Genomic DNA, 22,521 nt, shown 5'->3' on the forward strand with positions numbered 1-22,521 from the left:
TGTCGGTTAGATTAAGATCAGCTGGTGGCCGCGTCAAGAGCTGGGCCGCAGACACTTTTGGAGGATTGGCGATGACCCTGACAGAGTTGTCGTTCGGCGATCTCGACAGCACTCAACCCGACGCGAGGGCGGCCGCCACCGAGACCAACGCGGACCGCGCCTACGACATCGTGCGCGAGCGCCTGGTGATGCTGGACATCCGGCCGGGGGAGCCCATCAACGACGACCACCTCGCGGCTGATCTCGGCTTCGGCCGCACTCCTGTGCGGGAGGCCCTCAAACGTCTCGAGCGTGACCGCCTCGTCGTCGCCTACCCGCGGCGGGGCACGTTCGCCACGGCCGTCGACATGACGGATCTGGCCGACATCTCGGAGATTCGCAAACTGCTCGAGCCGACGGCGGCCGCCCGGGCCGCCCGCGTCGCGACACCGGAGACCCGCGCCCGGCTGACGGCACTCGCGCGGGCGATCTCCGGGATCGGCGACACCGACGATCCCCGCGAGGTGCTGCGGCACGACGTCCATGTGCACCGCGAGATCTACCGGGCGTCGGGCAATCCGCACCTCGAACAGATCCTCGTCAGCCTCGACGCGCATGCCACCCGGATCTGGTGCTTGTTCCTGGACCGGCTGCCGGGCGTCGCCGGCCACGTCCGTGAGCACATCGAGCTGCTGGAGGCCATCGTCGCGGGCGACGAGGCCACGGCTTCCGCCCTGACGCTGGCCCATGTCTGCAGCTTCGAGGCGGCGATTCGCGCGTTGCTGTGATGCCTCCGCGGCGCGCCACCGACCGGCCGCGATCGGGCGGACCGGACGGCGCAGGTCCTGATATATCATTGACCTGACCAGATCAGATCAGTTGCCGGACGCTGAAGTCGGCGACGTCGGGAAGGTGGGGCGGGCGTGAGCGTTGCCGGTGTGGAACAGCTCGATGACGTTGTCTCCGAGGAGATGTCGTTCGCCGACCGGGCATACCTGGTGATCCGCGACAAGCTCATCATGCTGGATATCCGGCCCAACGAAGCCATCGTGGAAAACGATCTCGCGGCCGAACTCGAGCTGGGCCGGACCCCCGTCCGCGAGGCTCTCAAGCGCCTGGAAGCGGATCGGTTGGTGGTCTCGTTCCCGCGCCGCGGCACTTTCGCCACCGGTGTCGATGTCGCCGACCTCCGGCACATCTCTCAGATTCGGGTCAATCTCGAGCCCGTCGCCGCACGCTCGGCTGCCGAGAACGCCTCGGCCGACGTGCGTGCCGGCCTGCTCGCGCTCGCCGACCGCACCGAAGCGCTCGATGTGCAGAACATCGATCGCGACGAGCTCATGCGGTGGGACCTGCGCGCGCACCGCGCGATCTACCGAGCAGCCGGAAATCCACATCTCGAGGATGTGCTGGTCCGCTACGACAATCTCGCGACCCGGATCTTCTGCCTGTTCCTCGACCGCCTGCCGACGGTGGCCCGACACGTGGGCGAGCACGCCGAGCTGTTGCGGACCATCGCCGGTGGCGACGGCGACGCCGCGGCACAGATAGCGCTCGACCACGTCACCGGATTCGAGAAGGCGATCCGCGCAATCGTCTGACGTGCCCGACGAACGTGACCACACGCATCACGATGTGGTTATCGTTGCGTAATGAGCAACAACGGCGTTGATTCCGGCAATGGGGGCGTGCAGTCCGTCGACCGCGCGCTGTACATCCTGGAGCTCCTCGCACGCCGCGGCGAAGCCGGCGTCACCGAGCTGGCATCGGACATCGGGGTGCACAAATCGACGGTGTCGCGCCTGCTTGCGGCCCTCGAGGATCGTGAACTCGTCGAGCAGGCTTTCGAGCGCGGCAAGTATCGCCTCGGATTCGGCATCCTGCGGCTGGCCAACGCGGTGTCCGGCCGGCTCGACGTCACCCGGCAGGGCCGGGAGATCTGCGAGCGCCTGGCGCTCGAGGTCGGGGAGACCGTCAACATCGCCGTGCTGCGGTCCGAGTACGCGGTGAACGTGGACCAGGCGCGCGGGCCCGCCGCGATCAGCACGCACAACTGGGTAGGTGAGCTCACCCCGTTGCACGCGACGTCGAGCGGAAAGGTGTTGCTGGCCTTCATGTCCGCGGATGCCCGCCGGGATCTGTTGGCGGAGGCCGGGCTGCGGCGGTTCACCGAGCACACCATCACATCTGTCGAGCGCCTGGAAGCGCAGCTGCAGGACGTGCCCCGCACCGGCTACGTGGTGTCGCTGGAAGAGCTCGAGCCCGGGCTCAACGCCGTCGCTGCGCCGATTCGCGATCACCTCGGCGGGGTGATCGCCGCTCTCAGTGTCTCCGGCCCGGCGTATCGGCTCACTGTCGAACGGGTGCAGGAGATCGCACCGGCGGTGGTCTGGGCGGCCGACGATGTCAGCCGCCGGATGGGCTACCGGGGCTGACTGCGCACGCCCTATCGGGCAATTCGCCGATTCGCGCTGCATATCAGATCAGCGCGATCTAATATATCAACGGTTCGCCATCGGTGATTCCCGTGCCCGGTGGCGAACCTCAAGTCGATGCCCCCGCAGCGCTGGTGGTGCGAATGGCGTCGACGTGGCGAACCTGCCGCACAGCATGGCGTCGACTCGCCGCGCGTCCGACTGACCTGGGCTTTCGGGTCCGCCGAGGCAGTTGTTCCGGCTGTGTAAACGGTGCCATCCACCCCTTGACACGGGTATGTGACTGTCGCCACACTGTTGCATAATACGAATTGCGTTGCGTATAGCGCTTCAAACTCACCGAGAGGGCAACCCACCTGATGCTCGAGATCTGTCCGCTCTCCGAACTCCCGCCCGGCGAGGCCCGGCGGGTGGACACCGACCCGCCCATCGCGGTGTTCCACACCGAGGACGGCGAGGTGTTCGCCATCGACGACACCTGTTCGCACCAGGACGCCTCGCTGGCCGACGGCTGGCTGGAAGGGTGTGACGTCGAGTGCCCGCTGCACGCCTCGCGGTTCAACCTCCGCACCGGAGCGGTCGACGCGCCGCCTGCCAAGCTGCCGGTCCGCACGCACGCCGTGGTGATCACCGACGGCGTCATCCACGTCGAACTCAGCACCGAGAAACCCAACCTGCCGCCCGACATCCGGGCTCGACTCGGCGCGGGGCAGTGATGAAGCACGTCGCGATCGTGGGTGCGTCACTCGCGGGACTGTCCGCCGCGAGGGCATTGCGGGCACAGGGCTTCGACGGGCGGCTGACCGTGATCGGCGACGAGGCGCAGCGGCCCTACGACCGCCCGCCGCTGTCGAAGGAGTTCCTCTGCGGCAACGTCTCCGAAGCCGACCTCGCCCTCGAATCCGACGACGACGATCTGCAGGCGGACTGGCGACTGGGCGTCGCCGCGGCCCGGCTCGACAGTCGCGGTGGCGCAATCGAACTCGCGGACGGGACACGCATCGACGCCGACGGCGTGGTGATCGCGACCGGTTCCCGCGCCCGCCGCTGGCCCGGCTGCGCGGGCATGGCCGGCGTGCACGTCATCCGCACCATCGACGACGCCGTCGCGTTGCGTGCCGAACTGGTGCCGGGCGCTCGGCTGGTGGTCATCGGCGCCGGGTTCATCGGCGCCGAAGTCGCCTCGACGGCCCGCAAGCTGGGCCTCGACGTCACTGTCGTCGAAGCCGCCCCGGCACCGCTGCAGATGCAGCTCGGTAGCTGGCTCGGTGGTGTCGTCGCCGGCGCCCACACCGCCAACGGCACCACGCTGATCTGCGGGGTGGGCGTCGCCGGGCTCGTCGGCGAGGAGCGCGCACTGCGTGCACCCGACGGCGTGCGGCGGGTCGCCGGCGTCGACCTCACCGACGGACGCCACCTGCCGGCCGACGTCGTCGTCGTCGGTATCGGCGGTGTGCCGAACATCGACTGGCTGCAGGGCAGTGGACTGGAGCTCGGCAACGGCGTGCTGTGCGGCACGCATGGACAGACGGCCCTGCCGAACGTCGTCGCCGTCGGTGACTGCGCGGCCTGGCTCGACGCCGCCACCGACACCCACCACCGGGTCGAACACTGGACCGGTGCGCTGGAGCGTCCCGCGATGGCGGTCGCCGCCCTGCTGGCCGGTGGCCTCCGGCAGGAGTCGACGGTGAAGCCGCCGTACTTCTGGTCCGACCAGTACGGCTCCCGCATTCAGTTCGCCGGCCTCGCCCGTCCCGATGACGAGATCACCATCGAGGAGGGCAGCTGCGAGGAGCGCTGCCTGCTCGCCACCTATCGGCGCGATGGCCGCCTGGTCGCGGTCCTCGGTATCGACCAGCCCCGGCTCTTCACCCGGTGGCGCCGCCAGCTGGTCCCGACACCCACTGCGGTCTAGGCCGAAGTTGTTGCAGCCCAATAAAAATCACGACAAGACACCGCAAAGGAGCTCGATGACCGCCACCGTGCCGAACCTGCCTGGAAGCCTCATTTCCACTCTGGCAGGGCATTACTACACCGATCCGGAGGTCTTCGCCCTCGAGCAGGAGAAGATCTTCGAGACCATGTGGTTCTGCGTTGTGCGCGCCGCGGATCTGGACAAGCCCGGCGCATTCAAGACCGTCCAGGTCGGCCGCGAAAGCGTTTTGGTGACCAGGTCCCGCAAGGGCGATATCAACGCGTTCTTCAACCTGTGCCGGCATCGCGGCGCGCGGCTGTGCACCGAGGACAGTGGCGAGGTCAAGCGTGCGTTCCAATGTCCTTACCACGCATGGACTTACGATCTCGACGGCAAGCTCATCGCGGCACCGAACCTGACCAAGATGCCCGACATCGACCGCGTCGAGTACGGCCTGCGCAAGATCTCGGTCCGGGAGTGGCTCGGCTATGTCTGGGTGTGCCTGGCCGACGAGCCACCGTCGTTCGAGGACACCGTCATGCAGGAGATCGTGGATCGGTTGGGCGATGTCGAGTCGATCGACCATTACACGGTGGGCGGTCTGAGCCTCGGTCGCCGCATCGTCTATGACGTCAAGGCGAACTGGAAGCTCATCATCGAGAACTTCATGGAGTGCTACCACTGCGCCACCATCCACCCGGAACTGACCGAGGTGCTGCCGGAGTTCGCGGACGGCTACGCCGCCCAGTACTACGTCGGCCACGGCGCGGAGTTCGGCGAAGACGTCGCCGGCTTCACCATCGATGGCTCAGAGGGTTTCGAGCACATCCCCGGCGTCACCGCGGATCAGGACCGGCGCTACTACGCGATCACGGTACGTCCGCAGGTGTTCGTCAACCTGGTGCCCGATCACGTCATCATCCATCGGATGTTCCCGATGGCTGCGGACCACACCATCGTCGAATGCGACTGGCTGTACCTGCCCGGCGTGGTCGAATCCGGGCGCGACGTGAGCAAGTCGGTAGAGCTGTTCCACCGCGTCAACCAGCAGGACTTCGACGCCTGCGAGCGCTGTCAGCCCGCCATGAGTTCCCGCGTCTATCGCGACGGCGGTGTGTTGGTGCCCAGCGAACACCACCTCGGCGACTTCCATGACTGGCTGCGCAACAAGCTCGCCGACTAGATGCGGGCATTCGGCTCCCGGCAACCGGCCCGGCGCCGAATACTCGCGGAGTCGGCGCGGTGTCCCGGTCCGCCGGGCCGGCTGGAGAGGCGGCCTCGGTGGACCGGGACACCACACCACCCAAAGGCTGTGCAGCGCAGTGCCATCCAGGCCAACGACGTCCGCCATTTCGGAACCCGCGATCAAAGGAGCAGTGATGTCCTGTACACCGATTCCTGAAGAGCATGTGCCATGTCCGTGAGCGAAGGTGCGGCAGCGACATTCTCCGACGACCCGGCCGTGCTGGCGCGCAAGCGCCGGTTCATGGCGCGGATGATCGTCGTGTTGGTCGGCGGCATGTTCCTCGATGGCTACATCCTGGGCAGCATCGGTCCGGTCACGCACACCATCGAGCTGGACCCCCGGTTCACCACCGTCTGGATCGGGCTGGAGGCCGCCTCGGCGATGCTCGGCATCCTCATCGGCTCACCTTTGGGTGGGTGGCTGGCCGACAAGTTCGGCCGTAAGCCGATTCTGTTCTGGGATCTGGCGCTGTTCACGGCCTTTTCGGCTCTGCAGTTCTTCGTCGACGGACCAGAACAGCTTTTCGCCGTTCGTCTGTTGATGGGCCTGGCCGTCGGCATCGAGTACGCGGTCGGCTTGCCGATGCTGGCGGAGTTCGCGCCGACCCATCTCCGCGGCAAACTGTTGGCCCTGACCCTGGTCGCCTGGTACGGCGGTTTCATGATCGCGTTCGTCATCGGCTACTTCATGGACCGGGCCGGTGTGGACTGGCGGGTCACGCTGGGCACCACAACGCTCATCGCAGGCGCGCTGCTGATCGGCCGGATCGGGTTGCCCGAGTCGCCGCGCTGGTTGTGGGCAAAGGGCAGGACCGAGGAGGCGCACGGACTGGTCGTCGGGTATCTGGACACCGCCTACCAGACCGACATGATGAAAGCCACTGCGGGCGGCGCGACGGGCAGTTTCAAGATGCTGTTCTCGCCGGCGGTGTGGCGCTCGACGGTCTTCATGGCCGTGTTCTGGACCTGCGCGGTGACGCCGTACTTCGCCATCGCGACCTTCGCCGACGGCCTGCTGGGCGATATCGGCATGAAGGGCCTCATGCGCGGAGTGGTTCTCTCGGTCGTCGCCTGGTTGGGCGTGATCTTCACGATGTTCATGATCGACCGTTGGGGGCGGCGCAAGATGACCGTTCCGACCCAGTGGATCGCCGGCGGTCTGCTGGTCGCCATCGCCGTCCTCGGCAGCTTCGTGCTTCCGGTGGAGCAGGTCGGTGTGATGTCGATGGTGATGTTGGCGCTGTTCCTGGCGTATTCGTTCGTCAACGCGATGTACACCGCGTTCACTCAAATCTATCCCGCGGAGGTCTTCCCGACCGAGGTCCGGGCGATCGGTACCGGATTCGCGGCGGCGATCAGCCGCCTCGGTGCTGCTGCGGGTCTGTTCCTGATCCCGCTCTCGATGAAGCACCTCGGTTTCACCTGGACCATGGTCTTCGCGGGAATCATCGCCTTCGCCGGTGCGATCGTGTCGCAGATCCTGGCTCCGGAGACCAGCGGCAAGTCGCTGAGCGAATTGGACATGAGCCACTGAGCGCACGCCATACAGGCCGGGCCTGGGTCACGCCGCTGCGGACTCGGTCAGGTGCGGCGCGAGGCGGGAGGAAAATCCGGTCCATGACGATGCGGGTGGCCGTGATCGGCGATGTCGGTGGGCACATCGAGGAGCTGCGGCGCGAGCTGCGGTCTCTCGGTGTCTCCGAAACCGGGGTGTTGCCCGATGATCTCGTCGTGATTCAGGTGGGGGATCTGGTGCACCGGGGCCCGGACTCCGAGGGTGTCGTTCGTCTGGTCGACTACTACCTGAACACGTATCCCGGGCAGTGGGTTCAGCTTGTGGGCAATCATGAGGCTCTGTATCTACGGCCGAACAGCTTCCTGTGGGAGGACCGGATCGGTTACCTGGAACAGCGCATCCTGAAGAAGTGGTGGGCCGACGGCAAGCTGCACGCTGCGGTCGCCGTCGAGACCGGCGAAGAGGATTTCCTGGTGACGCATGCCGGGGTCACCGAGCAGTTCTGGCGCGAGCACCTCCTCGCCCCCGATACCGCGCGGCAGGCGGCGCGCCGGATCAACAGCCTGGCCCGCACGGGGTGCCCGACGCTGTACGGCGGCGGCGCCATGCTCGGCCCACCGAATCCGATGGCGGGTCCGTTATGGGCCAGCCGCACCGAGGAGGTCGTGCCCGGGTGGGAAGGCACGACGCTCCCGTTCAGTCAGGTGCACGGTCACAGTGGCTCGCACGGTGCGTCCGACCATCCGGCAACCACCTATGATGCGCGACTGCACCATGAGGTGACCCGCTTCCCGGGCGGTCGTCTCATCGGCATCGATCCCGGCCACCTCGTCGAGGCGACCCCGGAGTGGGGCGCCTTCGTCGTCACGACCGGCTCCCGGCCCACCGCCGGGTGAGCGACTCCGGAGAGGACTGCGGCATGTCGACCGAGACCGAGACCGAGGCGGAACTGGCCGAACTCGCCGAACTGCTGGCGCACTGCCCACCGTTCGATGCACTGAGCCCGGCCGAGCGCGCCGGCGCGGTGGCTGCTGCGCAGATCGCGGAGTACCAGCCGGGCGACCTGATTCTGGATGCCTTCGCCACGATGCCGACGAGCATCGGACTGGTGATGTCGGGAGAGATCGATCTCTGGTTCGATCCGGAACGCATCGGTGAGGGGCCCGCCGACAAGTTCACCCGTGGCGCGCCAATCGGATACACCTCCGCACTGGCGGGGCGGCCGGTCGGCCCGCGGATCGAGGCGAAGACCAAGGTCATCGTCGCGAACCTGCCGTCCGGGATCGTCCTTCCCGCGTTCGCGTCCCGCAGCGGCGCGCGTTTCCTGGCCGACGAGATCGCGCACGTGCGCGGGCTCACGGCCGCTCAGCCGCGGTACACACTGCTGTCGGATCTGGTCTACCGCGAACCGCTCGTCGTACGGGCCGACGAATCGGTGACGGCGCTCGCAGCGCGCATGACCGAGCTGGGCCTGCCGTACGCCGCCGTCGACACCGGTACCGGCCACTTCGGCCTGGTGACAGATGAAGCCTTGCGCCGCAAGGTGATCGGGGAAGGCCTGCCGCGGGAGTCGCCCGCGAATGCGGTGATGGACTATCCCGCGATCACGGCACCGGCGAGTATGTCGTCTGCTGACGCCCTGATCATGCTGCTCGATCACGGCGTCTCGTTCCTGCTCGTCACCGGAGACGACGGCCGCCTGAAAGGCGCGGTCGGGGAGCGTGATTTCATGCTCGCGCCCACGACCGCCGGTGTCAGCCTGAACGCACAGATCCGGCAGGCCTGCAGCATCGATGGGCTGATCACACATGCGCGCCGGGTTCCGGCGATGCTTGCCGACATCCTGGCGCGCGGTCTGACGGCCGATCGGGTGATCGCCGTCCATTCGGCGCTGATCGCCTCGATCACCCGTCGCGCGATCTTCCTGGTCTTCGACCACGAGGAATTCAACGATCTGTCGATCGATGCCTTCACCTGGCTCTCACTCGGCAGCATCGGCCGGCGCGAAGCGGTGCCCTCGTCCGATGTCGATGCCGCGGTGACGTTCGCGGATTCGTACGAGGACCAAATCCCGCGCTACCGCGAAGCATTCAGTGTCGTGGGGGAGGTGCTGCAGCTCTGTGGCATCGGCGTCGACGCTCATCATGCGTTCCCGTCGCACCCGGGGTTCTCGCGTACCGATTCGCAGTGGCGAGAGGCGGCGCAGGGCTGGCTCACCAACCCTCAGCAGAATCAGGGCACCATCATGGCCTCGCTCCTGGTGGACGCCCGGCCGATCTTCGGCGACCCGGCGTTGCCCGAGCCCGCGCGCGTCTTCCGCGATTTCAATCGGCATCCCGCGACCGTCGAACTGCTGCTGCAGGATTCGCTCTCGCGCCGAGCGCGCCTGCTCTCGGTGCGGGACCGGATCATCGGGCGTGACGAGAAGTTCGACATCAAGGGCCGGGGCTTGCTGCCGATCGTCAATGTCGCGAGGTGGGCCTCGCTCAGCGTCGGATCCCCGGAGTTGCACACCGTCGACCGGCTCCGCGTTGCCGCCGGGTCGGAGGTGCTCACCGACCGCTCCGCGAGCCGGCTGATCGAAGCGTTCGACGCGCTCCAGCTGCTCCGGCTGGAACACCAGTTGCGGCAGATCGAGGCGGGCCAGCGTCCCGACGACATCATCGACCTCGACGAGATCTCACCCATCGACCGCAGCACCATCGAGCAGACCGTCAAGGAGATCGCCGACGTCCAGCGCCGCATGGGACGCGTCGCGCACATGAATTCCGGTGCCGAACTCGTCAGACGCGGGCAGCCGGGATCGACGCCGAGGAAGGCCAGATGAGGTCTTTCGCATGGCTGGCAGCGGGTCGCAAAAAATGAGTCAGATCAGCATCTCAAACCGCATCATTACTGATCAGCTAGTGATATATTAGTTGGCGACAGGGCCGGGGCGGCCGTAGTCGATGGTCTCGTCGTGGCGGCCCGACTGCCTCCGACGCCCATAGGGAAAGCGAGCCGCGATGCCCAGAGTGAATCTCAGGACCGTCGCGTCCGAAAATCGCATGGGCACAGCGGGTTCCGAGTATGGTCGCCGCCGGATCGCCTGTCGCCTGGGTGATCACCGGTAATCGAGGAGGCAACGTGGACGGTGCACCTGATCTGCTCATCGGATCGCAGTGGCGGCATGCCGCCGACGGCGGTACCCGGGAGCTCATCAACCCCGCGACGGGCAAGGTCTTCGCCACGGTTGACGAGGCCACGCACGACGACGCGCTGGCGGCCGTCGCCGCGGCCCGCGCGGCCTTCGATGCCGGAGACTGGCCGGCCACGCCGGTCGCCGAGCGGGCCGCGCTGCTCGAGCGCATCGCCGACCTGCTGGCCCGCGACAAGGAGTCGCTGGCAGCACTGGAGACCGCTGACACCGGAAAAACCCTGGCGGAGAGCCGGATCGACATCGACGACGTGATCTCGGTGTTCCGCTACTACGCGCGCCTGGTCGCGACGCAGTCCGACCGCCTGGTCGACGTGGGCAACCCGGCCGTCATCAGCCGGGTGGTGCACGAGCCCATCGGGGTGTGCGTGTTGATCGCCCCGTGGAACTATCCGCTCCTGCAGATTTCCTGGAAAATCGCGCCGGCCCTGGCGGCCGGTTGCACCATGGTGGCCAAACCCAGTGAGGTGACACCGCTTTCGACGATCGCCTTCGTCCGGCTGGCCCAGGAAGCGGGGGTGCCCCCGGGCGTGCTCAACCTGATCCAGGGCAGTGGGGCCGCCGTCGGTGCGGCACTCACCGACAATCCCGACGTCGACCTCATCTCGTTCACCGGTGGGCTGAGCACCGGTCAACACATCGCCAGGACCGCCGCCGCGCACGTGACCAAGGTGGCGCTGGAACTCGGCGGGAAGAACCCGCACATCGTCTTCGCCGACATCGGAACCGGCGCGGCCTGGGACGCCGCCGTCGACCAGGTCCTCACCGGCGTGTTCCTGCACTCGGGCCAGGTGTGCTCGTCCGGTACCCGGGTGATCCTGGAGGAGTCGATCGCCGACGACTTCGTCGCTCAGCTCGCCGAGCGGGCCGAGAAGATCCGGATGGGCGACGGTACCGACCCGCGTAGCCAGACCGGCCCGCTGGTATCCAAGCAGCAGCTGGACAAGATCGAATCCTTTGTGGCCCTGGGTATTTCCGAGGGCGCGAAGCTCATCACCGGCGGGACCCGGCCCAGCGATCCGGCACTGGCGGACGGCTACTTCTTCCTGCCGACGATCTTCGACCGGTGCGACCGCTCGATGCGGATCGTCACGGAGGAGACCTTCGGGCCGATCATGACGGTGGAGCGGTTCACCGACGAGGCCGAGGCGATCAGGCTCGGCAACGACACGCAGTACGGTCTCGCGGCAGGGGTGCGAACCTCTGATCCGGCGCGGGGCGAACGTGTGGTGCGCGCATTACGGCACGGCACGGTGTGGTTGAACGACTTCGGCTACTACACCGCGGCAGCGGAGTGGGGCGGTTTCGGGAAGTCGGGCAACGGCCGCGAGCTCGGTCCCTCGGGTCTCGCGGAATATCAAGAGCTCAAACATATCTGGCACAACACCGCGCCAACGCCGGCCGGCTGGTTTGACGCCACCGAAGGCTAGGGACACAACTTCATGACTCAGAACCTCACTGATACGGACAGCGGCGGACTCGAGGATTTCGGCTACAAGGAATCACTGGACCGCAGCATCGGAAAATTCGCGAGCTTCGCGGCCGGGGTCAGCTATATCTCGATCCTGACCGGTACCTTCCAGCTGTTCTATGTCGGCTACGGCAACGGCGGACCGGCGTACCTCTGGTCCTGGCCCATGGTGTTCATCGGGCAGATGGCGGTGGCGCTGTGTTTCATGGAACTCGCCGCCAAGTATCCGGTCGCGGGTTCCGTCTACAACTGGTCGAAGAAGCTGGGCAGCCGCATCGTCGGCTGGAGTTCGGGGTGGCTCATGCTCACGGCCTCCATCGTCACACTGTCGGCGGTGGTGTTGGCCCTACAGCTGAACCTGCCACGGCTCTGGAAGGGTTTCCAGGTGATCGGTGACGGCACCGGTCAGTACGATTTCGCCGCCAACGCCATCCTGCTCGGCACGGTCCTCATCGTGTTCACCACTGTCGTCAATGCCTTCGGCGTGCGGCTGATGGCGATGATCAACAGTGCCGGCGTCTTCATCGAACTCATTGCGGCCGTGCTCATCGCGGTCATCCTGCTCTTCAACATCAAGCGCGGCCCGAGCGTCTTCTTCGACACCCAAGGTCACGGCGCCGGGCTGCCCGGTGGATATTTCGGTGCGTTCCTGGTGGCCTCGGTGGCGTCGCTGTACGTGATGTACGGGTTCGACACGGCAAGCTCGCTCGGCGAGGAAACGGTCGAACCGCGGCGCACCGCGCCCAAGGCCATCCTGCGCGCCATCCTGGCCTCGTTCGTGATCGGCGGCGCCATCCTGGCGGGCGCCATCATGGCCACGCCGGATCTGAATGACCCGGCGCTGGGCAGCCCCGACGGCAGCCTGCAGTCCATCGTCGAGAAGGTGATGTGGGGCCCGTTGGGCACCATCTTCCTGATCTGCATCGTGGTCGCCGTGACGGTGTGCTCGCTGGCCGTGCACACCGCGGCGATCCGCCTGACGTTCGCCATGGCCCGCGACAACGCGCTGCCGTTCGGCGAGAAGCTCGCCAAGGTGCACCCCAAGACCCAGGCGCCCGTCGTGCCGGCCGTCGTGATCGGCATCATCGCGGCGCTGATCCTCGTGATCAACCTCGGGCAGCCAAAGGTTTTCACCGTGCTGACCTCGATCGCGATCATCATGATCTACCTGGCCTACCTGATGGTTACCGGCCCGCTGCTCAAGAAGCGCCTGCGAGGGGAGTGGCCGCCGAAAGACCTTGCCGAGGGTGGCTACTTCACCATGGGCAAGTGGGGCCTGCCGGTCAACATCTTCGCGGTGCTGTGGGGCGTCGGGATGGCCGTCAACCTGGCGTGGCCGCGCGTCGCGATCTACGGTGACCCGTGGTACAACACCTGGGGCGCGTTCGTCTACATCGGCGTCATCCTCGGTCTGGGCCTGCTCTGGTATTTCGTCAAGGGCCGCAACCACATTGGCACTCTCGCCTCCCACTCGGCGTATACCCGCGACTGACCCGCTGAGCTTGTTCCCCTCTGCCTGACCACTTTTCGAGGAGTTCGCATCATGTCCGATCAGACCTACGACTACGTGATCGCCGGCGGCGGCACCGCCGGCTGTGTCCTCGCGGCGCGGCTGTCCGAGGACCCGAATGTCACCGTCTGTCTGGTGGAGGCCGGGCCGTCGGATGTGGGTGACCGGAACATCCTCGAATTGTCGGAGTGGATGCACCTGCTGGACTCCGGCTACGACTGGGACTACCCGGTGGAGCCGCAGGAGAAGGGCAACAGCTTCATGCGGCACGCGCGGGCGAAGGTGCTCGGCGGGTGTTCGTCACACAACTCCTGTATTGCGTTCTGGCCGCTCGCCCAGGGCCTGCGGGACTGGGTGGCGATGGGCGCGACCGGCTGGGAGCCGGAGAACGTGCTGCCGTTCACCGCCAAGTTGGAGAACAACACCGCGACCGGCACGTATCAGGGTGTGCCGCACGGTGATTCGGGTCCGGTTCGGCTTCGTGACGTGCCGCCCAACGACCCGTGCGGTCAGGCGGTCATCGACTCCGCCGCCAAAGTCGGTCTGGAGACTGTGCAGTTCAACCGCGGCGACTGGACCCTCAACGCGGCGGGCTGGTTGCAGATCAACGCGAATGAGGCCGGCGAGCGGATGTCCAGCTCGCACGCGTATCTGCACCCGATCCGCGAGTCGCGGCCCAATCTCACTGTGCTGACCAACTGCTGGGTGGCCGAGATCCTGTTCGACGACTCGGGCGACGAGCCGGTGGCGACGGGCGTGCGGTACCAGCGCCCGGACCTCACCGGCTACGACGTCGTCACCGCCAGGCGCGAGGTGGTCGTCACGGCCGGTGCGATCGACACCCCGAAACTGCTGATGCTGTCCGGAATCGGGCCCGCAGCCCACCTGAACGAGGTCGGGGTGCCGGTGCGGGTCGACTCGCCCGGCGTCGGTGAGAACCTCGACGACCACGTCGAGGGCCTCGTGTTCTGGGAAGCGGCGAAGCCGATGGTCACCGAATCCACGCAGTGGTGGGAGATCGGGCTGTTCGCGACCACCGAGGTCGCCGGCGACAACCCCGATCACTCCGACCTGATGATGCACTACGGCAGCGTCCCGTTCGACATGAACACGCTGCGGCACGGGTACCCCACCACCGATAACGGCTTCTGCCTGACTCCCAATGTGACACAAGGCCGTTCACGCGGCACCGTGCGACTGGCCTCACGCGACTTCCGGGATCGGGCGAAGGTCGACCCACGCTATTTCACGGACCCGGAAGGGCACGACGAGAAGGTGATGCTGGCCGGAATCAAGCTGGCTCGCAAGATCGCCGAGCAGGAGCCCCTGCAGGAGTGGATCGGCCGTGAACTGGCGCCCGGCCCGGATGCGCAGACCGACGAGGAACTGCTCGCGTACATCTACAAGACGCACAACACCGTGTACCACCCGGCCGGTACCGCCCGGATGGGTGCGGTCGACGATCCGATGGCGGTGCTCGACCCGCAGCTGCGCGTCAAGGGGGTGCGCAACCTGCGGGTGGTCGATGCCTCGGCGATGCCGAAGTTGCCGGTGGTCAACCCCAACATCACGGTGATGACGATGGCCGAGAAATGTGCGGACCTCATTCGCAACGGGTGACGTAGGGCACGATGGCGAAGTGACCTCTCCGGAGCTGGTGAACTTCCTCGGTTCGCGTCCGCCGTTTCAGACGGCGAGTGACACCGAACTGAACGACCTCGTCGCTGCCTCGTCGGTGGAGCAGTATCGCGCCGGCACCGTGATCGCGGACTTCTCCCGGCAGGTCCCCGACGACATCTGGATGGTCCTCACCGGCTCGGTGAACCTTCAGGAGGTGGGCGACGGGCAGGTGTTCGACACCATCGAGCCCGGCGAAATCTTCGGCTACGTGCCGATGCTGACCGGCGGTGGTATCGAATTCCTGGCCCGCACAACGGAACCCGCCACCGTCATCCGCCTGCCCGGCGAGCTCGTGCGGGCGCAGTTCGCCAAACCGGCGGGGCTGCGCTTCCTGGCGCTGTCCGCCACACCGTCGTCGCAGTCGCAGCTGATCACCGCCGGCGACTCCCGGCCGGTCGGCGATCTGGTGCACGGCACCGTGCTGATCGTGGAGCCGGGCGTCTCGGTTCGCGACGCCGTCGTGCAGATGAGCGAGCAGCGGGTGTCCTACGCGCTGATCCGGCTGCGCGAGGGCGGCGTCGGCATCTTCACCGACCGTGATCTTCGGTCGCGCGTGGTCGCGGCCGGGTTGCCCGTCGACGTCCCGATCTCCGAGGTGATGAGCGCGCCCGCCCAGACGGTGACCGCTGATCGCACCGCCGAGACCGTCCTGTTGGACATGCTGGAGCGGGGCATGCGCCACATGCCGGTGCTGTCGCCACGCGGTGAGGTGCTGGGCGTGCTGGAGGACGTTGATCTGCTGGCCGCCTCGGCGCGGCAGAGCTTCGTGTTGCGCCGGGCGATCGCGCAGGCGCCCGATGCCGCCGCGCTCCAGCGCCATGGCCGCGACGTGACCCGGATCGCGGTCGAGCTGTTCCGCACCGGGACGAAGGCGTCGGCCGCCAGCAGCATCGCCTCGATCGTGCTGGATGCGTTGGTGCGCAAGGCATTGGAGCTGGCCCTGGCCGAAGCGGGACCCGGACCGACGCAGGATCAGTTCGCCTGGCTCACCCTCGGCAGCATCGCCCGCCGGGAGGCCATGCCGTCCTCCGACGTCGACAGCGCGCTCAGTTGGGCCGACAGCTGCGATGCCGAATGCGCGCAGTTGCGGGCCATCGCGGCCCGCGCGCACGCCATCCTCGACGGTTGCGGCCTGCCTGCCGACAGCAACGGCGCCGTCGCGTCGCACAAGGCGTTCGCGCGGTCGGCCTCCGACTGGGCACAGGCCGCCGAGGGCTGGCTCGATGATCCCCTGCGCGGCAAGGGTTTGATCCTGTCCTCCCTGCTGATCGACGGTCGCGTGGTGTGGGGGAACCGGGCGCTGCACACCGTGCCCACGGTGTTCCACCGCATGCGTGACGAACATCCGAACGCCCTGCGCCTGCAGCTGCTGGATGCGCTGTCGGGCAAGGTGCGCACGTGGTCGCTGCGCGATGTGCTGTCGCGGCGCGGCGGCACGTTCGATCTGAAGACGCATGCGGTGACGCCGATCGTCAACCTGGCCCGGTGGGGCGGCCTGACCGCCGACATGACGTCGGCTTCGACGCCGGCGCGGCTCGCGGCAGCGGTGGGCACCGGAGCGCTGACCGAGCGCGATTCCCGGACGCTCACAGAGGTTTTCGTCATGCTGCAACGGATGCGGTTGGCGCATCAGGTCGAGCTGATCGCCGACGGTCGCACCCCGAACGACGTGGTCACCGTCGGCGACCTCTCGCCGCTCAACCGGAGCCTGCTCGGTGACGGGCTGCGTGAGATCGCCGCCGTCCAGCGGCGGGCCCGGCAGTCGGGCACGCACCCGGGCTTGCGCTGAGTTCGCCTGTCCTACTGGGCCAGTCGGGACATCAGGCGGGTGGACAGCTGGTCGTACCACCGCATCGCCCACCGTGCATCGCCGAGCGCGGTGTGGCGGAGTCCGGCGCCGGGCGGCCGGACTCCGCACTGCCGGGACAGCTGTGTCGAGTCCCGTTCCGGGGTGCGCCCGTAGTCGAGGACGTACCGGGCGGCCAGCGAGAGGACGTCGACGAGCTTGGGGCTCCAGCCCGGCGTCAGCTGATGACGCGCCAACATGGCGCACAGACACTGCGTATCGAAGCTGGGCACCACACCGACGATGGTGGCGTCCATGGTCCACTCGCGAACGATTTCCGCGGCTTCCTGTTCACGGTGCACCGACGGGAGGTCGATGGGTCCGTAGACCACCTGCGGATGGCGACTGGCGAAGCGGCTGATCCGCAGGCCCGCGGGCTCGGCCGCGTCGAGATCGAGGTCGGCCAGGTCGATGTACATCACGATGCGCGACTCACCGGCATCGTCGCGCCGCAGCATGGCGATTTCCCAGGGTTGCCGCTCGGCGTGCAGGCCGGTGGTCTCCGTATCGAGGAAGACCAGCGGTTGCATCGTTGCAGGCTAGTGCCGACAGCCGTCCACGAAGGTCGTTTTGGCGGGTGGCCACAGGATATTTTCAGCTTCGATGGAACCGAACGGCCGCGCCGCGCGTCATAGCAAGGCATGGGAGAACGTGACGTCGCTCGGATAGACCTCTCGGCAGTGCGGGATGCCGCGCAGCGGTGCGAATCGGTCGCCGACATGCTCGGCACCGCGGTCGCGCCGTTGTTGCGGTGGTACTTCGACGGGTTCTGCGGCGGGCGTGATCATGCCTCGCGCGCGGCCGCCTTACGCGCCGCGCTGGACCAGTCGGCCGGACAGCTTCGGGCATGGGCGTCGGCGTCGGCGGAAGCCGCAGCGGCACTACGGGTTTCGTCGGCGCGCTACGAGGACGCGGATACCGACCTCGCCGGCCGGTTGGTCTGATGATGGCGGCTGCGTTCGATGTGGCCGGGCGGCTCTCCGAAGGCGACGGTGCGGTCACGGTCCTCGACGAGTACGTGGCGGCATGCCGGGTGTTGGGCGTGCCGTCCCCAGGGCCGTTGGCGGAGTTGTATTACGCCGAGAGTGGGCTGAACCTCGACGCGCTGGCCGCGGACGCCCGCTCGCTTGACGCTGCGGTGGTGGTCGCGCAGGATGCAGTGCGGTTGCAGGGCAACGGATATCGGGAGCTGACGGCACAGTGGTCAGGTGCCGGTGGCGACGCCGCCGGCGGGTTTCTGCGCACCCTGACGGTGGCGGCCGAGGATGTGGGCGCGCATCTGCAGCGGAGCGCGCAGGCACTGACGACGCTGCGGGATGCGTTGTGGCGCGCCGTCGACGCCAAGGTCGACGCGGTGTTGCGGGCCGACGCGCAGACTGCCGGGCACCGGGACCAGTGGAGCGCGGCGGCCCGCGCGGTCCTCGCCGGGGCCGGCGACCTGTCGGCCGCCAGCGAGATCGTCGATCAGCAGGTCAAGCCCTTCGTCCTTCGGGCGGTGTCGGGGGACCTGCTGCCCGCGCTGCAGGAGGCCTCCGATGCCGTTGCGGCGGCGTACGATTCGGCCATCGCCGCGGTTACCCCGGCAGGGGTTTCGTTCGCGGTGCCCGTCGTGCTGACGCCCGATTGGACGCCTCAGGCTTCGCCCGCGCCGGCGTGGCCGGCCGCGCCGGCATATCAGGCCGCGGCGGCTGCGCCCTTCGCGACGTTGGGCACAGCGGCGGGGTGGACGCCGCCGGCGCCGTCCGCATCTGCGGCTCCGCCGGTGCCGGCCGAACCTGTTGCCGCGCCGTCGACCCCGCCCGTTTCTGCCGAATCCGCTCCGGCACCGTCGACCCCTGCGCCCGGAGGCCCCGAACCGGCGCTCGGCACTGCCGCGGCAACCCCGCCGACGGCCGGCTCGTCCGGAGATCTCGGATTCGGTTCGGGTATCGGCGGTTTGGGCCGGCAGCTGACCGATGCCATCGGGGGAGCGCTCGGTTCCATGGCGGGTCTGGCGCCCGGCGCATCGGGACTGGGCGGGCTCGACAACATCAGGGACGGCCTGGGAGACGACCTCGGGCTCGGCGCCGATGGCACCGATACCGACCACGAGCCGGACGACGCGGCGGATGGCGATGCCGATGACGAGCCGGACGACAGCGACGCAGAGGAGGCCGACGAGGAGGACGCTGCCAAGAGCGATGCCGCCGGCGAGGAGGACACCTCGGGGGAGACCGCTGAGTCCGATGACGCCGAGCCCGGCCCCGTCGACGCCCCGGTGCTACCGCCTCAGCAGCCGGTACCCGGCCAACCTGTAGCCGACCCGGCGCCCACCACGCCGCCGGTGGAACCGGTTGCGGAGCAACCCGATCCGACCACCAAGACGCCATGCGAGATCGCGGCCGACGAACTACCGAATGTGGGGGAGTGAAGCCGTCGGGCTGGATGCTGTTTCGCCGGGCCGGCAGGGGGTACGCGGTTGCGGTAGATCACTACCAGCCCAAGGGAGCGCGAATGTTCACTCATCACAAGGATTTGCAATTCGAGGTACGCGTCGATCAACCCGATCCGCGCTTTGCGACGCTGCTGCAGGAGCAGTTCGGCGGCGCGAACGGGGAACTCAAAGCGGCGATGCAGTACTTCACCCAGGCATTCGTGCTGCGCGAAAAGAACCCAAAAATGTACGACCTGTTCATGGACATCGCCACCGAGGAACTGAGCCATCTCGAGATGGTCGGTGCCATGATCACGATGCTGCTGGACGGCTTCAATGACGATCTCAAGCAGGCCAACGAGCGCTGCGACTGGATGGCGACGGTCGCCAGTCCGGATGGCCGCGACCAGGCCATTCACCAGGTCGCGATGAATCCGCTGTACTGCGTGCTGACCGGCGGCGGCCCGGACGTCAGCAATGCGGCCGCGATTCCGTGGTCGGGGTCGTATGTCAACGCGAACGGTGATCCCTCGGTCGACCTGCGCAGCAATCTGGCCGCAGAGTCGAGGGCCAAGATCGTCTACGAATACCTCAAGCAGTTCACCGACGATCCGGGCGTGCAGGACACGCTCACGTTCCTGATGACGCGCGAAGTCACCCATTTCCAGCAGTTCACCGCCGCCCTGAACGAGCTGCCGGTCAACTTCCCGCCGGGCACCCTGGCCGGCGACGAGCGTTTCCAGACCCTCGCGTTCAACATGTCCAACGGTCAGGGCGACGTCCGCGGACCATGGAACGAAGGTCAGGGTCCGTGGCCAGAAGGTATGTCGTGGAACTACGTGAAGTCGCCCACGAAAGACTGGCTGGGCACGTCCCTGCAGAAGAACACCGGGGCCAAGAACAATCCCAGTGGAGAACCCGCGGTGCACTGCGACAAGCCGTTCACCCACGAACAGCACACCGCCACAACCTGATCCAGCGGTCCGCGGCCACCGGCGACGAACGCCGGTGGCCGCGGACGTAAGACAATCACGAGGTAGGTGGGTCGGGCGGATTCTGTCGGTCTCGTCCACTCACCGCGTCCCGAACGTGGTCGACCACGGCGGCCGCCACACCCACCGTTTTCTGTACCGCGGAACTCGACGGGGTATCTGGATGCGGCCGGGTTGCCGCCATCTTCTTGGCTGCTTCGAGTTCGTGGCCCAGCTTTTCCAAGCGTTCGTCGCTCACCGCGGCGGACAGCCTCGGCCACACGACGTCTTGCTCGTAGGCGATGTGCTCGCGGCCGGCCTTGATGAATTCGTCAAGTGCCGCATGATATTCCGCCTCGCCGGGCGCGCCGTCCGCCAATTGCTGCAGCAGCTTCTTCCCGGCCTCTTCCTGAGAGATGGCGTGATCGGCGAGTTCGTCACCGTCATCGAGCGCGTCCCGGACCGCCGGCCAGAACAACTGCTCTTCGATTGCCTCGTGCTGTGATTCGGCGATCACCAAGTTCTCGACCATCGTCGCCAGGCCGCTCTGCTGAGCGCCGGTCCCGCGGGGAGCTCCGTCGAGCACTTCGAACATGCCCAGCACGCTCTCGTGTTCACGTCGCAGAAATGCCAAGGCGTCCATACGGTTCTCCTCTTCGGTCCGGATCTGGGTCATGCGCTGTCGGGGTGCCGCCCTTTGCGGCTGCGTCGATACGCCTGCATCCGTAGGTTCGACAGCCAGTGCGGCGCCAGCTGCATGCCGGGTGCGGTATGCAGCACCGGGTCGAAGTCGGTGTCGGCTATTTCATCGTGCGGCACAACGTCTTTGATCGTCAGCCTGGCCAACGGGCGAAACGATGCGAAGCCCGGGGCCTGGTCGATGGCGACGGTCATCGGCCCGTCGTGCAGGGCGCTGCGGATGCTGTCCAGCGACACTCCGGCGCCGTCGACATGGCTCAGGATCTGCGCGCGCAGCCACCAGTTGGTGCCCTGGTACCGCAGTGGCATGACACTGGACATCGGCTGGCCCGGCCATCGAACGACCGGCCGGACGCCGAAGCGGCTGAGCCGTCCGCGGCCCGCCGACGCCAACAGCACGTCCCAGGGCGGTGCCGCCGCTGCCGTCTCCGAGTCACCCGCCGGCAGCCGAAACGCCAGCCCGATCACGTCGGGCAGCGCTCCCGGTGTGCCGATTCCCTTCGAAAGCCGCACCAGCACATCGGAGGCGGACTCGATCGGTAGGCCTACGTCGCGCGCCGCCACCCGCTCGATCGAACCCCGTGCCAGTACGCCACCCGGGTGGAACACCCGGCGGTGTCGGGCAGCGGCGACCCACTGAAACGGGGCGGTGACGGTCTCCAACACGCTGACGCAGTTACCCCGGACGTCAGCGTCAAAACGTCAGCACTCGGTTTGGTGCCGATGGTGCAGCCGCGTGCACACGCTCCTAGCCCTTCAACAGGGCAGCGACCTTGTCCTCCAGTGCCGGGTTCTCCGCGTCCGGATCGGCGGCGACGGTCTTCGGCAGCACCACGTCGGCGTCGGCGAAATCCTTGTAGGTCTTGTCGCCGGTCAGCTGGAACAGCAGGTAGCCAGTCAGCAGCGCGCGCACCGTCTTCTGGGTGCGGCGATCCGCGCCGGGCATCCCGACCAGTTTGGACAGCCGGAAGCCCTCGGCCAGACCGCCCGGGACGGCCTTGGCGACGGTCCGCACCGTCGCCGTCCGCCATGCGGCGGCCAGCTCGGTGGCGTTGGACTGGATGGTCAGGTCGGCGCCCGGTGCGTTGAGGATCAGGCCAGGAACCCGCAGACCCGACGCGGGCTGGTCAGCATCGGGCTTGCTCGCGGTCGGGAACACCGCGGCTACTGCCTTGAGCGGGTTGGCCGACGAGCCAAGGCCGGCGGCGGTGAAGACCGCGGCCGAGGCCCCGAAACCGTGCCCGACCAGGCCCAGCTTGGTCGGGTGCACGCTGATCTTGCCGGGGCCCAGCCGGACTCCGGTGATGATGTCGAGGGTGGTGCCCAGGTCGTACGCCAGGTTCAGCACCGACGGCGCGATGCCGGTCTCGGTGTTGGGTGCGGCCGCGACGATGCCCCAGGACGCCAGATGCTCGAGCGTGCCGTTGTAACGTCCGACACCCTGCAACCAGTCGTGGCCGAATGCCACGCCGGGCAGATTCAGCCCCGACTCGGGGGTGTAGACCGTGCCCGGCAGACCGGCAAAACCCAGGTCACCACGCAGAACGCGGTGCGGGCCGCGGCGCGTCAGAGCGCCGAAGAGCTTCTTCGTCTTGGCCACGCGATGACGTTAGCGCAGTGGCCCTGGTTTGTGCGTCACGCATGC

20 protein-coding genes are annotated in these 22,521 nt (G+C 67.4%); 16 read left to right on the plus strand and 4 right to left on the minus strand.

Annotated elements, in window-relative coordinates:
- The first annotated feature begins 71 nt into the window (after positions 1-71).
- The 13 genes from ACJH7A_RS19360 (at position 72) to ACJH7A_RS19420 (ending at position 16,736) form a co-directional block, all read left to right on the plus strand.
- Positions 72-767, plus strand: a complete 696-nt coding sequence (locus tag ACJH7A_RS19360) for a GntR family transcriptional regulator (protein WP_406802562.1) — start codon at positions 72-74, stop codon at positions 765-767.
- A 183-nt stretch (positions 768-950) separates the two neighbouring features.
- A complete protein-coding gene (locus ACJH7A_RS19365) occupies positions 951-1,580 on the plus strand; it encodes a GntR family transcriptional regulator (protein ID WP_212814643.1) in 630 nt (209 codons plus the stop codon).
- Positions 1,581-1,631: 51 nt separating this feature from the next.
- Positions 1,632-2,414 carry an IclR family transcriptional regulator gene (locus ACJH7A_RS19370; protein ID WP_406802563.1) on the plus strand — a complete coding sequence of 261 codons (783 nt, stop codon included), beginning with the start codon at positions 1,632-1,634 and terminating at the stop codon, positions 2,412-2,414.
- 359 nt (positions 2,415-2,773) lie between these two features.
- Entirely contained in the window at positions 2,774-3,130 is a 357-nt protein-coding gene (locus ACJH7A_RS19375; protein ID WP_061007193.1) for a bifunctional 3-phenylpropionate/cinnamic acid dioxygenase ferredoxin subunit, read from the plus strand.
- On the plus strand, positions 3,130-4,329 hold the full coding sequence (locus tag ACJH7A_RS19380) for an NAD(P)/FAD-dependent oxidoreductase (protein WP_406802564.1): 1,200 nt from the start codon (positions 3,130-3,132) through the stop codon (positions 4,327-4,329). The genes ACJH7A_RS19375 and ACJH7A_RS19380 overlap by 1 nt, the downstream gene beginning before the upstream one ends.
- A gap of 55 nt (positions 4,330-4,384) precedes the next feature.
- Positions 4,385-5,512, plus strand: coding sequence for an aromatic ring-hydroxylating dioxygenase subunit alpha (locus ACJH7A_RS19385; protein ID WP_406802566.1), 1,128 nt, complete (start codon positions 4,385-4,387; stop codon positions 5,510-5,512).
- Positions 5,513-5,743: 231 nt separating this feature from the next.
- Positions 5,744-7,108 carry an MFS transporter gene (locus tag ACJH7A_RS19390; RefSeq protein WP_406802567.1) on the plus strand — a complete coding sequence of 455 codons (1,365 nt, stop codon included), beginning with the start codon at positions 5,744-5,746 and terminating at the stop codon, positions 7,106-7,108.
- Between the two features lie 83 nt (positions 7,109-7,191).
- Entirely contained in the window at positions 7,192-7,986 is a 795-nt protein-coding gene (locus tag ACJH7A_RS19395) for a metallophosphoesterase (protein ID WP_406802568.1), read from the plus strand.
- Between the two features lie 23 nt (positions 7,987-8,009).
- The gene (locus ACJH7A_RS19400; protein ID WP_406802569.1) at positions 8,010-9,917 is read left to right on the plus strand and encodes a putative nucleotidyltransferase substrate binding domain-containing protein; all 1,908 of its coding nucleotides are present in this window, start codon (positions 8,010-8,012) and stop codon (positions 9,915-9,917) included.
- Positions 9,918-10,216: 299 nt separating this feature from the next.
- Positions 10,217-11,716 (plus strand): aldehyde dehydrogenase family protein, encoded by a 1,500-nt coding sequence (locus tag ACJH7A_RS19405; RefSeq protein WP_212806867.1) that lies wholly within the window; start codon positions 10,217-10,219, stop codon positions 11,714-11,716.
- A 12-nt stretch (positions 11,717-11,728) separates the two neighbouring features.
- Positions 11,729-13,249 (plus strand): amino acid permease, encoded by a 1,521-nt coding sequence (locus ACJH7A_RS19410; protein ID WP_318986465.1) that lies wholly within the window; start codon positions 11,729-11,731, stop codon positions 13,247-13,249.
- Between the two features lie 51 nt (positions 13,250-13,300).
- A complete protein-coding gene (locus ACJH7A_RS19415; protein ID WP_406802571.1) occupies positions 13,301-14,887 on the plus strand; it encodes a GMC family oxidoreductase in 1,587 nt (528 codons plus the stop codon).
- 19 nt (positions 14,888-14,906) lie between these two features.
- A complete protein-coding gene (locus ACJH7A_RS19420; protein ID WP_406802572.1) occupies positions 14,907-16,736 on the plus strand; it encodes a DUF294 nucleotidyltransferase-like domain-containing protein in 1,830 nt (609 codons plus the stop codon).
- An 11-nt stretch (positions 16,737-16,747) separates the two neighbouring features.
- On the opposite strand, the gene ACJH7A_RS19425 is transcribed toward ACJH7A_RS19420, so the two are convergent.
- The gene (locus tag ACJH7A_RS19425; protein ID WP_318986468.1) at positions 16,748-17,323 is read right to left on the minus strand and encodes an exonuclease domain-containing protein; all 576 of its coding nucleotides are present in this window, start codon (positions 17,321-17,323) and stop codon (positions 16,748-16,750) included.
- 111 nt (positions 17,324-17,434) lie between these two features.
- On the opposite strand from ACJH7A_RS19425, the gene ACJH7A_RS19430 reads away from it, so the two are divergent.
- From ACJH7A_RS19430 to ACJH7A_RS19440, 3 genes are all read left to right on the plus strand, one after another.
- Positions 17,435-17,737: a type VII secretion target gene (locus tag ACJH7A_RS19430; RefSeq protein WP_318986469.1), complete on the plus strand. Its 303-nt coding sequence runs from the start codon at positions 17,435-17,437 to the stop codon at positions 17,735-17,737.
- A gap of 2 nt (positions 17,738-17,739) precedes the next feature.
- Positions 17,740-19,203, plus strand: coding sequence for a hypothetical protein (locus ACJH7A_RS19435; RefSeq protein WP_318986470.1), 1,464 nt, complete (start codon positions 17,740-17,742; stop codon positions 19,201-19,203).
- Between the two features lie 83 nt (positions 19,204-19,286).
- A complete protein-coding gene (locus ACJH7A_RS19440; protein WP_212806860.1) occupies positions 19,287-20,180 on the plus strand; it encodes a manganese catalase family protein in 894 nt (297 codons plus the stop codon).
- Between the two features lie 55 nt (positions 20,181-20,235).
- On the opposite strand, the gene ACJH7A_RS19445 is transcribed toward ACJH7A_RS19440, so the two are convergent.
- The 3 genes from ACJH7A_RS19445 to ACJH7A_RS19455 all read right to left on the minus strand — a co-directional run bounded on the left by ACJH7A_RS19445 (position 20,236) and on the right by ACJH7A_RS19455 (position 22,476).
- Positions 20,236-20,820 (minus strand): hemerythrin domain-containing protein, encoded by a 585-nt coding sequence (locus ACJH7A_RS19445; RefSeq protein ID WP_064859825.1) that lies wholly within the window; start codon positions 20,818-20,820, stop codon positions 20,236-20,238.
- Positions 20,821-20,849: 29 nt separating this feature from the next.
- On the minus strand, positions 20,850-21,542 hold the full coding sequence (locus tag ACJH7A_RS19450) for a phosphodiesterase (RefSeq protein WP_212806859.1): 693 nt from the start codon (positions 21,540-21,542) through the stop codon (positions 20,850-20,852).
- An 82-nt stretch (positions 21,543-21,624) separates the two neighbouring features.
- Positions 21,625-22,476: a dienelactone hydrolase family protein gene (locus ACJH7A_RS19455; protein WP_212806858.1), complete on the minus strand. Its 852-nt coding sequence runs from the start codon at positions 22,474-22,476 to the stop codon at positions 21,625-21,627.
- Between the last annotated feature and the right edge of the window lie 45 nt (positions 22,477-22,521).

The sequence above is a fragment of the Mycobacterium sp. SMC-17 genome, from assembly GCF_045310915.1.
In the GTDB taxonomy this organism is placed as follows: Bacteria; Actinomycetota; Actinomycetes; order Mycobacteriales; family Mycobacteriaceae; genus Mycobacterium.